Annotated in this window: 15 protein-coding genes; all 15 read left to right on the top strand. The window is 38.2% G+C overall.

Annotated features, from left to right (window positions below; all coding sequences use genetic code 11):
- Positions 1 to 3 precede the first annotated feature (3 nt).
- Entirely contained in the window at positions 4 to 3,585 is a 3,582-nt protein-coding gene (gene smc / locus ACIQXF_RS01105; protein WP_402777902.1) for a chromosome segregation protein SMC, read from the top strand.
- Positions 3,582 to 4,823, top strand: a complete 1,242-nt coding sequence (gene ftsY / locus ACIQXF_RS01100; protein WP_402777899.1) for a signal recognition particle-docking protein FtsY — start codon at positions 3,582 to 3,584, stop codon at positions 4,821 to 4,823. Before smc ends, ftsY begins: the two co-directional genes overlap by 4 nt.
- Before the next feature lie 483 nt (positions 4,824 to 5,306).
- Positions 5,307 to 5,642, top strand: coding sequence for a putative DNA-binding protein (locus ACIQXF_RS01095; RefSeq protein WP_402777896.1), 336 nt, complete (start codon positions 5,307 to 5,309; stop codon positions 5,640 to 5,642).
- A gap of 12 nt (positions 5,643 to 5,654) precedes the next feature.
- Positions 5,655 to 7,013 carry a signal recognition particle protein gene (ffh, locus tag ACIQXF_RS01090; RefSeq protein WP_402777894.1) on the top strand — a complete coding sequence of 453 codons (1,359 nt, stop codon included), beginning with the start codon at positions 5,655 to 5,657 and terminating at the stop codon, positions 7,011 to 7,013.
- A 94-nt stretch (positions 7,014 to 7,107) separates the two neighbouring features.
- Positions 7,108 to 7,380, top strand: coding sequence for a 30S ribosomal protein S16 (gene rpsP / locus ACIQXF_RS01085; RefSeq protein WP_053483320.1), 273 nt, complete (start codon positions 7,108 to 7,110; stop codon positions 7,378 to 7,380).
- Between the two features lie 15 nt (positions 7,381 to 7,395).
- Entirely contained in the window at positions 7,396 to 7,629 is a 234-nt protein-coding gene (locus ACIQXF_RS01080) for a KH domain-containing protein (RefSeq protein ID WP_004269410.1), read from the top strand.
- A gap of 415 nt (positions 7,630 to 8,044) precedes the next feature.
- Positions 8,045 to 8,560 carry a ribosome maturation factor RimM gene (gene rimM, locus ACIQXF_RS01075; protein WP_402777892.1) on the top strand — a complete coding sequence of 172 codons (516 nt, stop codon included), beginning with the start codon at positions 8,045 to 8,047 and terminating at the stop codon, positions 8,558 to 8,560.
- Positions 8,560 to 9,297, top strand: a complete 738-nt coding sequence (trmD, locus tag ACIQXF_RS01070; protein ID WP_402778257.1) for a tRNA (guanosine(37)-N1)-methyltransferase TrmD — start codon at positions 8,560 to 8,562, stop codon at positions 9,295 to 9,297. The genes rimM and trmD overlap by 1 nt, the downstream gene beginning before the upstream one ends.
- Positions 9,298 to 9,413: 116 nt before the next feature.
- The gene (rplS, locus tag ACIQXF_RS01065; protein WP_402777889.1) at positions 9,414 to 9,758 is read left to right on the top strand and encodes a 50S ribosomal protein L19; all 345 of its coding nucleotides are present in this window, start codon (positions 9,414 to 9,416) and stop codon (positions 9,756 to 9,758) included.
- A 106-nt stretch (positions 9,759 to 9,864) separates the two neighbouring features.
- Entirely contained in the window at positions 9,865 to 10,431 is a 567-nt protein-coding gene (gene lepB, locus ACIQXF_RS01060) for a signal peptidase I (protein WP_402777886.1), read from the top strand.
- A gap of 55 nt (positions 10,432 to 10,486) precedes the next feature.
- Positions 10,487 to 11,362, top strand: a complete 876-nt coding sequence (gene ylqF / locus ACIQXF_RS01055) for a ribosome biogenesis GTPase YlqF (RefSeq protein WP_402777884.1) — start codon at positions 10,487 to 10,489, stop codon at positions 11,360 to 11,362.
- A gap of 256 nt (positions 11,363 to 11,618) precedes the next feature.
- Positions 11,619 to 12,377 carry a ribonuclease HII gene (locus tag ACIQXF_RS01050; protein WP_402777881.1) on the top strand — a complete coding sequence of 253 codons (759 nt, stop codon included), beginning with the start codon at positions 11,619 to 11,621 and terminating at the stop codon, positions 12,375 to 12,377.
- Between the two features lie 92 nt (positions 12,378 to 12,469).
- Positions 12,470 to 14,365 (top strand): hypothetical protein, encoded by a 1,896-nt coding sequence (locus tag ACIQXF_RS01045; protein WP_402777879.1) that lies wholly within the window; start codon positions 12,470 to 12,472, stop codon positions 14,363 to 14,365.
- Positions 14,362 to 14,685: an EscU/YscU/HrcU family type III secretion system export apparatus switch protein gene (locus ACIQXF_RS01040; protein ID WP_402777877.1), complete on the top strand. Its 324-nt coding sequence runs from the start codon at positions 14,362 to 14,364 to the stop codon at positions 14,683 to 14,685. Before ACIQXF_RS01045 ends, ACIQXF_RS01040 begins: the two co-directional genes overlap by 4 nt.
- A 140-nt stretch (positions 14,686 to 14,825) precedes the next feature.
- On the top strand, positions 14,826 to 15,986 hold the full coding sequence (sucC, locus tag ACIQXF_RS01035) for an ADP-forming succinate--CoA ligase subunit beta (RefSeq protein WP_402777874.1): 1,161 nt from the start codon (positions 14,826 to 14,828) through the stop codon (positions 15,984 to 15,986).

Raw genomic sequence — 15,986 nt, 5'->3', positions numbered from 1 at the left:
TAGATGTTCCTAAAACGACTCGAAGTGATTGGCTTTAAATCTTTTGCGGAGCGCATTGGAATTGATTTTGTACCCGGTGTTACAGCGGTTGTTGGACCAAATGGCAGTGGAAAAAGTAATGTCACGGATGCTATTCGTTGGGTACTTGGGGAGCAATCGGCAAAGTCGTTACGCGGGGCAAAGATGGAGGATGTTATTTTTGCTGGAAGTGATTCCCGTAAGCCACTTAATTTTGCAGAGGTAACATTAGTTTTAGATAATACAGATGAGCAGCTTGCTTTTTCATACACAGAAGTCAGCGTAACAAGACGCGTATACCGTTCAGGTGATAGTGAATATTTATTAAATAACCAGCAGTGTCGCCTGAAGGATATTACGGACTTGTTTATGGACTCGGGACTTGGGAAAGAGGCATTTTCAATTATTTCACAAGGTCGTGTCGATGAAATTTTAAATAGTAGACCTGATGACCGTCGTTCGATTTTTGAAGAGGCAGCTGGTGTATTAAAATATAAACTAAGAAAGAAAAAGGCAGAGCATAAACTTGTTGAAACAGATGAAAATTTGTATCGCGTTTTAGATATATTACATGAACTAGATAGTCGGCTAGAGCCGTTAGAAATTCAAGCATCTAGTGCAAGAGACTATATGCAAATGTCAACAGAGTTAAAGGATTTTGATATCGCCATTCTTGTGCACGATTTAAAAAATTGTGCACAATCTTTGCATGCTCTGAAAGCTGAATTTACAGAGTTAACTGAGACAGAGCAAAAACAAGCTCATGATATTGCTTTAATTGAAAAGCAAACTGTAAGTATTCGTAAGCTTTTGAAAGAACTAGATGATTATTTGGATGCTACACAAGCTGAATTTGTTAATGCGACAATGGAAGTAGAACGTTGGGATGGTCGTAAAGCGCTGATGGCTGAAAAACGGCAAAATGCTTCTAATCAACTACTACAATTGAATACAGCATTACAAGAAGCAAAAGATGAGGTAGAGGCTCTAATTGTTCAAGAGCAAGAGAAAAAAGAAATATTTAATGAAAAACAGCAAGATGTATTAGTGCTAAAACAAAGCATTAAGCACATGGAACAAACTTTAAATCGTTCGGTTTCAGAAATTGAGCAAGAAATTGAAGAGCACAAAAATCGCTATATCGATTCCTTGAACGAAGAAGCAACCATTAAAAATGAATTAAAAAACATTGATCAGCAATTAGTGCAACAAAAAGCGATGGCTGCAAGAATGTCAGGCCAAACGGATGAAATCGGGCAGGAGCTTGCACAAAAAGTTGTAGAGAAAGAAAAGCTAGTTGTGGCACATGCTACAACAAGTACCGAATTACAGGATAAACTTAAGCTATATGAAACTTTACAAATTCAACTTAAGAACGTAAATACTTCGTTTAATGAAAAGCAAGATATGCTTTATAAGGCTTATCAACATCAGCAACAATTGAAAGCTAGAAAAGATACGCTAGCTGAGCTCGAGGCGGATTTCTCAGGATTCTTCCACGGGGTAAAAGAAGTTTTGCTTGCACGGGATAAAGGTGAATTAGTTGGTATTGAAGGAGCTGTTGCCGAGTTAATTCAAGTAGATGCTAAATATTCCCAGGCTGTTGAAACAGCTTTAGGCGCAGCCTCTCAGCATATTGTGACAACAGATGAACGTCATGCTCAACAGGCGATTCATTGGTTAAAGCAAAAAAGAGCTGGTCGTGCGACGTTTTTACCGAAAACAGTCATTAATTCACGCAAAATCAACCTATCTACAGTTCAACTAGCTACAGAGCACCCTGCATTTGTCCAAATGGCAGATGCACTTGTTACATTCGATGAAAACAATCGGACAATTGTCGAAAACCTACTTGGTAATGTAATTGTTGCATCGAGTTTAGAAGGAGCAAGCCAAATTGCTCGATTATGTGGTTTTCGATATCGTGTCGTAACACTTGAAGGTGATATCGTGAATGCAGGCGGCTCACTAACAGGTGGTTCTGTGAAGCAACAATCGTCTCTATTTACTAGAAAAGCGGAATTAGATGACTTAATCGTAAAATTAAAATCGTTAGAGGCATCTATTTATAGTGCAGAACAGGCTGTCGCAGCAGAAAAAGAGAAACTTGCAACATTGCGGGATAGGGTAGAGCAATTGAAGCTTGAAGGCGAACAACTTCGTAACGATGAAATGCAGCAGGCAAGCCGTATTCGTGAATTAGAAGTTGTGGAGAAAAGCTTATCTGCACGTGTATCTTTTGCTTCAAATGAAACACAAGATGTAAAAACACGAGAAGAAGCATTGTTAGCTCAACAAGAAACAGCTAGACAACGTTTAACAGCGCTTTCAACGGAACTGTTAGAGATCAATGAAACTGTAGAACAACTAAGTAAAATAAAACTGCAAAGCGAAACAGAGAAGGATGTACTTCGTGATCAATTGGCAGAAAAACGCTCGGAGTTAGCAGTTATGCAGGAGCAAATGTCACAGGTACAAATTGCTACCGCAGAATTAGCCCTACAATTAAACAAAGCCCGTCAAAAAGTCGACAATATTTCTCAGGAAATAATCTGGCTTCAATCTGATGAATCGACAAATCTTTTAAGTGATGAAGAAGTCGAGGAGCAGGTTGCTACGTGGAAAATAAGAAGAGAATCGTTGCAAGATACTATTTCACAGAAAAAAGATGAAAAAGTAGCGCAACAACAAGAACTTGTTACTTTAGAAGAGCAGCTGAAGGAATTGCAACGTATTCATAAAGGCTACCTTGAAGCAATACGTGCAAATGAATTGAAGCGAAGTCGCTTAGAATTTGAAATAAATAATTTCGATGAACAGCTAGAGGAAAACTATCAGCTAACATTTGAAGAAGCTGAGGAGATAGCCCTTGCGATTGAAGATGAAGAGCATATGCGACGTAGAGTCAAACTGCTGAAGAAATCTATCGAGGAGCTCGGCCCTGTTAATTTAAGTTCTATCGAGGAATATGATAGAGTGCTCGAACGCCATTCATTTTTAACAGAGCAACGTGAGGATCTACTAGCCGCACAGGAGACATTGCATGAAGCCATTAGAGAAATGGATGAGGAAATGACACAGCGTTTTAGCGAAACATTCTATGCTATTCGAGAGCAATTTAAACGTGTATTCCGTGAATTGTTTGGTGGAGGTCAGGCAGATTTAGTGTTACTAGATCCTCAAAATTTACTAGAAACTGGTATAGAAATTGTAGCACAACCTCCAGGGAAAAAATTACAAAATTTAAGTTTGCTATCGGGTGGTGAGCGTGCTCTTACTGCCATCGCCTTATTATTCTCCATCTTAAATATACGACCAGTACCTTTCTGTATTCTAGATGAGGTAGAGGCTGCATTAGATGAGGCGAATGTTGATCGATATAGTCAATATTTGAAGAAATTTAGTCGTAATACGCAGTTCATTGTTATTACACATCGTAAAGGAACGATGGAGGGAGCAGATGTGTTGTATGGTATTACAATGCAAGAATCTGGTGTCTCCAAACTTGTTTCAGTAAAATTAGAAGACGAACCCGTACTTGCGGAGCAAAGGAGCGAACAAGCATGAGTTTTTTTAAACGTTTAAAAGATAAATTGATGGGCAATGAGGATGAAAAAGTAGTAGCAATCAATGAAGAAGAAGCTGCTGAACAGAAGCAAGACGAAGCAACAGAGCATGCTCGAATTGAAGCAACTATAGATGAAATTGAAAAAGTTGAGGAAGATTCTACAACGGAAAGCTCAATTGAAACAGAAAATCCTGTAGCAATAGAAGATCAAGAGCAACAAGAAGTACAAGAGGTCGCAATAGTGGAAGAATCTGTAGATGAGAAAAAACCTTCTGCATGGTCTATTACACAAAAGTTCAAGGCTGGACTTGAAAAAACGCGTAATTCATTTACTTCTAAAGTAAACGACTTAGTTGCGCGTTATCGAAAAGTGGACGAAGATTTCTTTGAAGAATTAGAAGACTTATTATTACAGGCAGATGTTGGCTTTGAAACAGTAATGGAGCTAATGGACAAATTACGCTTCGAGGTTCAGCGTAAAAATATAAAAGATACAAACGGTATTCAAACGATTATTTCTGAAAAACTTGTAGAAATTTATGAACAAGGAGAAGAAGATTTAATCGAACTTAATATGCAGCCTAAAAATGAGCTTACTGTTATTTTATTCGTTGGTGTAAACGGTGTAGGGAAAACAACAACAATTGGTAAACTTGCCCATCGTCTAAAATCTCAAGGTAAAACAGTTGTCTTAGCGGCAGGCGATACTTTCCGTGCTGGTGCTATCGATCAATTACAAGTTTGGGGAGACCGTGTTGGCTGTGAAGTGATTAAACAATCTGAGGGTTCGGATCCAGCAGCAGTTATGTATGATGCCATTCGTGCAGCGAAAAACCGTAAAGCAGATGTGTTAATTTGCGATACAGCAGGACGTTTGCAAAATAAAGTAAATTTAATGAACGAACTTGAGAAAGTTCATCGTGTCATTTCACGTGAAATTCCAAATGCTCCACATGAAGTGCTATTAGCATTGGATGCAACAACAGGTCAAAATGCACTTGTTCAGGCACAAACATTTAAAGAAGCTACAAATGTAACAGGAATCGTCTTAACAAAGCTTGACGGCACGGCAAAAGGTGGTATTGTTCTTGCTATTCGCAATAAATTACACATTCCAGTGAAATTTGTTGGTCTAGGAGAAAAAATGGATGATTTACAGCCATTTGATGCAGAGCGCTATGTGTACGGTTTATTTGCTGATGGTTTAGATAAGGAATTACAAAATAGTGAGGATTAACAAATTACATGGCTATGTTATTTGTTGATAGAAACGCTCATCTTGTGGATAAGGTGAATTGTAATGTATCAATTATGCCTCGGCATAATTGTGTCCGGAATCGGCTTTGTGTTTACAAGAACTACTTTCCGATTCCGTGACATCCGCCGGAGGCTTTGGGCCAACAAATGTTTTCTGTGCGAAAACGTAGTGTTAACGCAGTGGCAGCAACATGGTTTTGTCTGTGCGATAGCGTAGCGACAGCAACAACATGATGTTGGTCATTCAGTCGTTGCCACAGGACGTGGCGTTCTTAGACTGAGTTCCTCTATTTCAGCGGGTGTCCAAACACCCGCTGAAAGTAGTTAAAAGGGAAATACTAGCTATGGGCGAAAACGCCTGAAAAGCAGTTAATTAAGGCTTTTAGACAAGGGGATTACCTTGACACAGATGGGCGCTTTTCGTTATGATACAAATGACTAATAACGGGAGGAGAAATATTCGATGCTACTTGAAAAAACAACACGCATGAACTTTCTCTTCGACTTTTATCAAGCATTATTAACAGAGAAGCAACGAAGTTATATGGAACTATATTATTTAGATGATCACTCACTTGGAGAAATCGCTGAATCATATGGAGTTTCACGCCAAGCTGTTTATGATAATATTCGTCGAACAGAAGCGATGCTTGAAGAATATGAAGAAAAACTATGTTTACTGGAAAAATTTCAACAACGTACACAAATGCTTGCACAGCTAACAATGGGAATATCAGAACAAAGTATGAAGGTTGAAGAGCAGTTGGCGCTTATTGAACAGTTGAAAGAATGGGATTAGGAGGCGAAAGCAATGGCTTTTGAAGGATTAGCGGAACGACTCCAAGGAACGATCCAAAAGATTAAAGGAAAAGGAAAAGTATCGGAGCAAGACGTTAAAGAAATGATGCGAGAAGTCCGATTTGCTTTAATCGAGGCGGATGTTAACTTAAAAGTAGTCAAAGAATTCGTTAAAAAGGTCAGTGAACGTGCTGTTGGTGTAGATGTTATGCAAAGCTTAACACCAGGACAGCAAGTTATTAAAATCGTACAAGACGAATTAACAGAATTGATGGGCGGCGAACAAAGCCCAATCAAATTTAATACAAAGCCACCAACTGTTATTATGATGGTCGGCTTACAAGGTGCAGGGAAAACGACGACTACAGGTAAACTGGCAAATGTGTTACGTAAAAAATATAATCGTAAGCCATTACTAGTAGCAGCAGACGTTTATCGCCCGGCGGCTGTACAGCAATTACAAACATTAGGTAAACAGTTATCTCTACCTGTATTCGCGTTAGGCACTGATGTATCTCCTGTAGAAATTGCACGTCAGGCAATTGAACTGGCAAAAGAAGAACATCATGATGTCGTTATTATCGATACAGCGGGTCGCTTGCATATCGACGAAGATTTAATGCAGGAATTAAAAGATATTCGCGCATTAAAAGAGCCAGATGAAGTATTCCTAGTTGTGGATGCTATGACAGGGCAGGATGCTGTAAACGTAGCAGAAAGCTTTAATGAAGCAATCGGTATTACGGGAGTTGTTTTAACAAAGCTTGATGGTGATACACGTGGTGGTGCTGCATTATCAATTCGTTCTGTTACTCAAAAACCAATTAAATTTGTTGGTATGGGTGAAAAAATGGATGCACTGGAACCTTTCCATCCAGAACGAATGGCGTCACGTATATTAGGAATGGGTGACGTTCTATCGCTTATTGAAAAGGCTCAAGCAAATGTTGACGAAGCAAAGGCCAAAGAACTAGAGGAGAAATTTAAAACCCAAACCTTTACGTTAGATGATTTTGTTGAACAATTGCAGCAAGTGAAGAAAATGGGTCCTCTTGATGAAATTTTGAAAATGCTACCAGGCGCCAACAAAATCAAAGGCTTAGACAATGTTAAAGTTGATGATAAGCAAATGGGCCACGTAGAAGCGATTATTTATTCGATGACACCTGCTGAAAAGACGAATCCAGAAATTATTAATGGTAGCCGTAAAAAGCGTATAGCGAAGGGTTCTGGAACGTCAATACAAGAGGTAAATCGTTTAATAAAACAGTTTGATGAAATGAAAAAAATGATGAAGCAAATGACAGGTATGGCAAGTGGTAAAGGAAAGAAAAAGATGAAATTACCTGGCTTTGATTCATTGTTTAAATAATAATTTTTAGGTGTTAAGAAAAAACACTTTACAAACAACCTAAACATTGATAATATACTATCTTGTGTGAAACTTATTCGGAGGTGCTATTAAAATGGCAGTTAAAATTCGCTTAAAACGTATGGGAGCTAAAAAATCTCCTTTCTATCGTATCGTAGTTGCAGACGCTCGTTCACCACGTGACGGTCGTTCAATCGAAACAGTTGGTACTTACAACCCACTTACTCAACCAGCTACTGTAAATATCGATGAAGAGAAAGCTCTTAAATGGTTAACTGACGGTGCAAAACCATCAGATACAGTGCGTAACTTGTTCTCAGAACAAGGTATCATGGAAAAATTCCATAACCAAAAATTCAGTAAATAATCGGGGGCGACGTCTTTGAAGCAGCTGATTGAAGCAATCGTTTTACCGTTAGTCGATTATCCAGAAGAAGTTCGTATTGAGACGGATGAAAATGCAAATCGAATTGTTTATAAACTTTTTGTTCATCCAGAGGATCGAGGGAAAGTCATAGGCAAACAAGGGCGAGTAGCAAAAGCGATTCGTACAATTGTTTATTCAGCGGCAGGTAGTCACCATCAAAAAAAGACTTACGTCGATATATTGGATTGATAGAAAAGATTTTTGCACTCTTTTACACGCGACAAGCACTGCAAAGTCCTGATAGGTATGTTTACATGCGCTTGGGGATTCGAAGTGGCCTTGGGCATAGAGTGTAAAATCTGGACTAAAGAGGAGGGAGCTTGCCGGTTCCTTCCTTTTTTTATCTTTATCCCATTCAGTAAATGTTTTTTTGCTCGGAAATGGCGATGAGTGAGGATGAGCTGTTTAGTCACAAAATTGAATTGTATTTGCAATTTAAACCCGAACGTAATTATATTAAGAGATAATTGAACATAATGAGATTAAGGACTACTAGTCAACGTCTTAGTTAAAACACCATCTTCCCCAAATTTAATCTGCTGAAAAGTGAGAGAATTGATAAGGATAAGGTGTTTTAGCATTTTTTATACGAGGTGAGATTGGAATGGAATGGTTTAATGTAGGTCGTATTGTCAATACGCATGGTATCCGTGGAGAGATCCGTGTACTATCAACAACAGATTTTGAAGAAGAACGCTTTACGGTAGGAAATAAAATTGCTGCGTTTAAAAAAGATGATAAAAAGCCAACATGGGTAACAATAGAATCAGTGCGTCGCCATAAAAACTTTATTTTATTAACTTTTGAAGGGATGAATAACATCAATTTAGTTGAGCCTTTCAAAGAAGGAATGCTAAAAGTTACGAAAGATCAAATGACAGACGATTTATTAGAGGAAAATGAATATTTCTTCCATGAAATTATTGGCTGTACAGTTGTTTCTGAAGAGGGTGAAACAATCGGCGTAATAAAAGATATTCTCCAAACAGGTGCGAATGATGTATGGGTAGTCAAGGGTGCTAAAAAAGAGCATTACATCCCGTATATAGAAGATATCGTCAAGGAAATTGATGTTGTCGAGAAGAAAATTGTGATACATGTTATGGAAGGCCTGCTATGATGAATATTCATGTGTTAAGTCTGTTTCCTGATATGTTTACAGGAGTCTTTGGTGCTTCAATTGTAAAGAAAGCGCAGGAAAAAGGTGCTGTAAAGCTAGAAGTAACAGATATTCGTGCATTTTCGGGCAACAAGCATAATCAAGTAGACGATTATCCGTACGGTGGTGGTGCGGGAATGGTCTTAAAGCCAGAGCCGATGTTTAGTGCTGTAGAGACTATTACTGCAGGGAAAAATCCCCGTATCATTTTGATGTGTCCCCAAGGTGAGCGTTTTACTCAAAAAAAGGCTGAAGAGCTGGCACAAGAAAAAGAGCTAGTATTTTTATGTGGTCATTACGAAGGCTATGATGAACGCATACGTCAGCATCTTGTCACAGACGAGATTTCAATTGGAGATTTCGTATTAACTGGTGGGGAGTTAGGGGCAATGACGGTTATAGATAGCGTTGTAAGACTTCTACCTGGTGTTTTAGGACAAGAGGATTCCCATATACAAGATTCTTTCTCAACAGGTCTTTTAGAGCACCCACATTATACGAGACCTTCTGAATTTCGTGGAATGAAAGTACCTGATGTTTTACTATCAGGTAATCACGCAAAAATTGAGCAATGGCGTGAGGAAGAATCACTGAAAAGAACATTCGAACGTCGTCCAGATTTACTTGAGAGTTATCCATTAACAGATAAGCAAAAAATGTATTTAGAAAAACTTAAAAACAATCATAAAGATGCTTGATTGCTTTCTATATTTGTGATATCATCTATTCTGTACTTCTATGTGAAGTACTGAATTACGGTGTTCCGCTGTGGCATAGATTGCGTGCAAGAGCATCTGTCTAAGGAGAGAAAACAATGTCAAACATTATTACAGAAATTACAAAAGCTCAGCTTCGTACTGATCTACCATCTTTCCGTCCTGGTGATACTGTTAAGGTACACGTGAAAGTAGTAGAGGGTACTCGTGAACGTATCCAAGTATACGAAGGTGTAGTTATTAAACGTCGTGGTGGCGGTATTAGCGAAACTTTCACAGTGCGTAAAATTTCTTACGGTGTAGGTGTTGAACGTACATTCCCTGTACACACACCAAAAATCGCTAACTTAGAAGTTGTACGTCGTGGTAAAGTACGTCGTGCTAAACTTTACTACCTACGTAACCTACGTGGTAAAGCTGCTCGTATTAAAGAAATTCGATAATTATGACTTAAAAGTGAGGGGCTTGTATGACAAGCCCCTTTTCTTTTTGCTTGTCATCTTAAATAACTATCATCTAAAATGATGATAGACAAGGGGGCAAATCTAGATGGAAAAACAAGTGAAAGAAAAGAATGAGTTATGGGAATGGACGAAGGCACTTCTAATTGCATTTGCGATTGCAGCAATTATTCGTTATTTTTTATTTACACCCATTGCAGTAGATGGTGAGTCCATGATGCCAACCCTTGAAAATGGGGATCGTATGATTGTGAATAAAATTGGTTATAAAATAGGTGAGCCAAAACGCTTTGATATTGTTGTGTTCCATGCTCCGGAGCAAAAAAACTATATTAAACGTGTTATTGGGCTACCAGGAGAAACATTGGAATATAAAAATGATCAATTATACATTAACGGTGAACCGATAGATGAGCCTTATTTAGATGCCTATAAATCAAAAATTACAGAAGGTACATTAACAGAAGATTTTACATTAAAAGACATTGACGTTTCAATAAATGATGTCATTCCAGAGGGCTATATTTTCGTTATGGGAGATAATCGTCGATACAGTAAGGACAGCCGTCATATTGGACTTGTCGACCAGAAAGAGATTATTGGTAATACAAGTCTAATTTTCTGGCCGTTTAGTGATATAAAAATTGTGAAGTAATGCATGAAAGGGAGGACCAACACTCCCTTTTTCTTTTAGTTTAGGAGGTATAGATATGACTATACAATGGTTTCCCGGGCATATGGCGAAAGCCCGAAGAGAAGTAACAGAAAAATTAAAGCTTGTTGATATTATATTTGAATTAATTGATGCCCGTTTACCATTATCTTCGCGTAATCCGATGATAGACGAAGTGATCAATCAAAAACCGCGTCTTCTCATTTTAAATAAATCAGATATGGCAGATGAGCAAGAAACACGTAAGTGGGTAGAGTACTTTGCAGAACGTGGTCATAAGGCAGTGGCTATCAATTCTCTTGAAGGTAAAGGATTACAACTGGTAACAAAGGCTGCCCAAGAAATTTTAAAAGAAAAATTCGAGCGTATGAAAGCGCGTGGAATGAAGCCAAGAGCCATACGTGCCATGATTGTTGGCATTCCAAACGTAGGAAAATCAACGCTTATTAACCGCTTAGCGAAGAAAAATATTGCAAAGACAGGAAACACTCCAGGGGTGACGAAGGCTCAGCAATGGATAAAAGTCGGTAAAGAGCTTGAATTACTCGATACGCCAGGTATTTTATGGCCGAAATTTGAAGATCAAGAAGTAGGCTACAAATTAGCTCTAACAGGTGCTATAAAGGATACAATCACAAATATGGAAGATTTAGCTGTCTATGGACTGCGCTTTTTATCTATTCACTATCCAAAGCGAATGGAGGAGCGCTATGGCTTTGAGTTTCTCCATGAAGATTTAGTGGAAACCTTCGACCATATCGGTAAACTTCGACGTGTTTTTGGTCCTGGAGGAGAAATCGATTATGATCAAGTAGCTCAACTAATCGTTCGAGATATTCGAGGATTACAATTAGGCAAACTAACATTTGACTTTGTTGACGAACAGCTTGAAAAAGAAGCACAGCAGCAATAAGAAAAAAACTGTCATACTCACTGAGCGTGGCAGTTTTTCTTTTAGGAATACTTCTTCTTGCCGATAAATGATATAGAGTGAGAAAAAGAAGTTATAATTATTTTTATATAGAAAAAAGGGAATTACATATTAGTAGCAGACGCCAAAAGATTAAGGTGAACCCTCATCCCGCAAGCAAAAAAACGACGAACTGTAAGAGCGAAATAGAACGTAAGATTTAGCTATTAACTGTTGAGAACCAAAAGGGAGTAATTAAATGAAAACAATTAAAGAAATTACAGTAGCATTGAAAGAAGCTGAGGAATGGCAGGATTGGATGACAGCTGTAGCAATAGACGAACGAGCAGGTGTGCAAAAAGCTTGGCAAAGCTGGAAAAAACGTCAGGATAAAAAACAACAGCTACTACAAGAACATCAAGAGAAAGTCGATTTCGACCAAAGCTACGGAGGGGTAGACGCTTTTATTGCAGGTGTAGATGAAGCAGGGCGTGGACCGTTAGCAGGACCGGTAGTAACTGCTGCTGTTATTTTACCTGCAAACTGTAAGCTTCTTGTGGGATTAAATGATTCGAAGCAATTATCAAAGGATAAGCGTAATGCTTATGCTGCTTTAATAAAAGAACATGCATTAAGTTATTTTATTCATTTCCAATCAGCGCAACAAATTGATGACTTAAATATCTATGAAGCGACAAAACAGTCCATGAAAACTAGTGTAGAATCGTTATCTATAAAGCCTCATTATGTGTTAGTTGATGCTATGACGCTACCAATCTCTACGCCACAAGATTCGATTATAAAAGGGGATGCGAAAAGCTTAGCTATTGCAGCTGCATCGATATTAGCGAAAACCGCTCGAGATGATTATATGGATCAATTGGACAAAGAATTCCCTATGTATGGTTTTGCTCAACATGCAGGCTACGGTACAAAGCAACATTTAAAAGCTCTTGAAGAATTCGGTCCAACTATCCATCATCGCAAATCTTTTGAGCCGATAAAGTCAATGTTTTAATGTATTGAAGACAAAAATTATTCGAGAAGCCTACTAAAAACAAAAAATGGAGCCAATTACGCCAAGGAGTAATTGATGAAAGGAGTATGTATATGACAGCCACATCTTTTAATCCGATTCAAATGCAACAAGCTGCGATAACTTCAACTAATCAGCCGCTTACTTTAAAACAAGGACAGGTATTTCACGGAACGATCAAACAGTTATACCCAGATCAAACGGCAGAAATACAAATTGGCAATCAGAAGCTTATTGCTAAGCTAGAAGTCCCTCTGAAGACAGGTGATGCCCATTTCTTTCAAGTAACAGGTACAAGCCCGCAAACAGAACTAAAAGTTGTTACTGGTCCTATGGAGCAAACGGCTTCCCAAGGTCAACAAATTAACCAGTTGCTTGAATCGATGAATTTACCAAAAACAGCTGAAATGCAACAACTTCTATCTCATTTTATGAAGGCGCAGCTACCGATTTCAAAAGAGCAACTAATGCAGGCTGAGATATGGTTAAAGGCTTTACCTGAGGGCATTACTAAGATGGATGCCTTGCAAGCTATTCAAAAAATGGTAGAGCTAAAAATGCCAATGACGAATGAAGTTTTCCAAGCACTTATCAGTGGGCAAAAAACTACAGGTATGAATTCTATTATGGAAAACTTTGCGCAGCTTTTATCACAGGATACAGCTTTATCAGCAAGCCTAAAGCAAAATCTAATGCAACAAGTCCAGGCAATTGCGAAGCCATTTGAAGTAGAAACAGGCGGTTTAGTACTTGCCAAGTCTATTCAAATACTAACGAATGATACAGCTTCTATGAGTGCAAAGATTCAGGCCTTGAATATTTTAAAGGAAGCAGGGATAGTACCTCAGCAAGCTACATTACAAAACTGGTCAAATCCCAACGATACAAAGTCTACTCAGCCAAATCAACTTCAACAGGCTGGACAAGTTATTCAAACAATTCTAACGACAAACCCTGACGATAAAAATCAGCTTATTAATCAGCTTAAATCCTGGACAGCGAATCAAAGCTTTTTAAACAATGAACAGAAGCAACAATTAAATCAGCTTATCGAGAGATTTGTCCAATTACCAACAACTAAACAAACACTAGAGGTTTTTGCAAAGCAGATGCAAGAACAATTGATAAAAGCATTTGCTCAAAATGCTTCTGATCGTTTATTTACACAAGATGCTAATGCTCTTTCAGTGAAGGATCATTTATTGTCACTTTTAAAGCATGAGGCAACTACTCCTATACAAAATGAAGCGTTGATGAGAAATCTTATGAAAAATAGTGCCGAATCCCCACAATCTATGATACAGCAAATTGTGACGCAGGCAGATGCCCATGTAGAAAATTCTATGGATAGTAAAGCGATGGAGCATGCACTTAAAACGGTTTTAAAGAATCTAGGAGTTAGTTATGAGGCCACACTTGGTAATAAGTCTGCTGATTTACAGGTGATTGCACATCAATTAAAACCACAGCTTCATACGTTAATGCAGGAAACACATATCATGCCGCAGCTGAAGGAGGCTGCGGAAATGTTAATGGCACGTATGAATGGAATGCAGCTATCATCGGGGGAGAATGGCCATCAGCATCAGCTTATTATGCAAGTGCCGCTAGAATTTTTCGGAAGGAAAATGGATGCAACCTTACAGTGGAATGGGCGCATGAAGGAAGATGGTAAGATTGATGCAAATTTCGCCCGGATACTATTTTATTTGCAAATGGAATCAATGAAAGAGACCGTTATTGATATGCAGGTTCAAAATCGTGTCGTTACAGTGACAGTATTCAATGAGAATAAAGGTATTACTCCGCTTGCAGAGCCTCTAAAAGCAGCATTAAAAATAGGCTTAGCTGAAAAAAATTATCAACTTTCAGGAGTTTTTATTAAACAATTTGAAAAGGCTCAACCTGAAAAAATAACTGCTGTAGTAGAACAGCAGGAGGAACATAATGGGGTGGATTTCCGCGTATGAGTGAAGAAAAATTTACTCGAAAAGAGGCTATCGCTCTTACGTATAAGCTAGGACGTTTTGATAGTCCAACAGTAGTAGCAAAAGGAAAAGGGAAAATAGCGGAAAACATTTTAGCGCGAGCAAATGAGCATGATGTGCCGATTTATGAAGATCCCAACCTTGTTCAACTGCTTGGACAATTAGATTTAAATGAGTCGATTCCTGAAGAATTATATCAAGCCGTCGCTGAGGTTTTTGCATTCATTTATCGTTTAGACCAACAACATGCACAAAATATAGAAAAAACGAAGAATTCTGATATTTTGAAAAATCTGTTTTAGTACACGAAGCAGAAGAAAATGTCATAATAATAGATAAAATACGAACAAAAGACAAAGTGTAGACTTTATCAGAATCTTTAGTTAGAATAGATTATGTTAGTAAAACAATTTTATGCAAATGTTTGATGGGAGGATGTATTATGAATATCCATGAATATCAAGGGAAAGAGATTCTTAGAAAGTATGGTGTAGCTGTACCAAATGGAAAAGTTGCTTTTTCCCCTGATGAGGCAGTGAAAGTAGCGAAGGAACTTGGCTCTAATGTGACAGTAGTCAAGGCGCAAATTCATGCAGGTGGACGCGGTAAAGCAGGTGGTGTAAAAATCGCTAAAAACCTTGACGAGGTGCGTACATATGCGAAGGAATTATTAGGGAAAATTTTAGTGACTCATCAAACAGGTCCTGAAGGAAAAGAAGTAAAACGCTTATATATTGAAGAGGGTTCTGATATTCAAAAAGAGTACTATTTAAGTTTAGTATTAGACCGTGCAACATCCCGTGTAACAATGATGGGATCTGAAGAAGGCGGCATGGATATTGAAGAAGTAGCGGAAGCACATCCAGAAAAAATCTTCAAAGAAGTTGTGGATCCTGTAGTTGGATTAACAAGCTTCCAGGCACGTCGTATGGCGTTTAATATGAATATTCCAGCAAACCTAATAGGGAAAGCTGTTAAATTAATGTTAGGCTTATATCAAGCATTTATCGATAAGGATGCTTCTATTGTAGAAATTAATCCACTTGTTGTAACTGGACAAGGAGACGTTTTAGCATTAGATGCAAAATTTAATTTCGATGCAAATGCATTGTATCGTCACAAGGATATTGTCGAATTACGCGATTTTGATGAAGAAGATCCAAAGGAAATCGAGGCATCAAAATATGACCTTAGCTATATTTCACTAGATGGTAACATTGGCTGTATGGTTAATGGAGCTGGTCTTGCAATGGCTACAATGGACACAATTAGCTATTACGGCGGAAGCCCTGCTAACTTCCTAGATGTAGGGGGCGGTGCAACAGCTGAAAAAGTAACAGAAGCTTTCAAAATTATCCTTTCTGATCCAAATGTAAAAGGTATTTTCGTAAACATTTTTGGCGGAATTATGAAATGTAACATTATCGCTGAAGGTGTTGTAACAGCTGCCAAAGAAATTGGCTTAGCTGTGCCGTTAGTAGTACGTTTAGAAGGTACAAATGTAGATCTTGGAAAAGAAATTTTAAATGCATCTGGTTTAAACATCGTAGCAGCGGATTCAATGGCTGACGGTGCACAAAAAATTGTGGAACTAGTAGGCTAA

This window comes from Lysinibacillus sp. NPDC097231 (genome assembly GCF_044761885.1).
GTDB lineage: Bacteria > Bacillota > Bacilli > Bacillales_A > Planococcaceae > Lysinibacillus.
The sequence above is the reverse complement of the archived record's forward strand: the minus strand, read 5'-3'. Positions and strand labels throughout refer to the sequence as shown.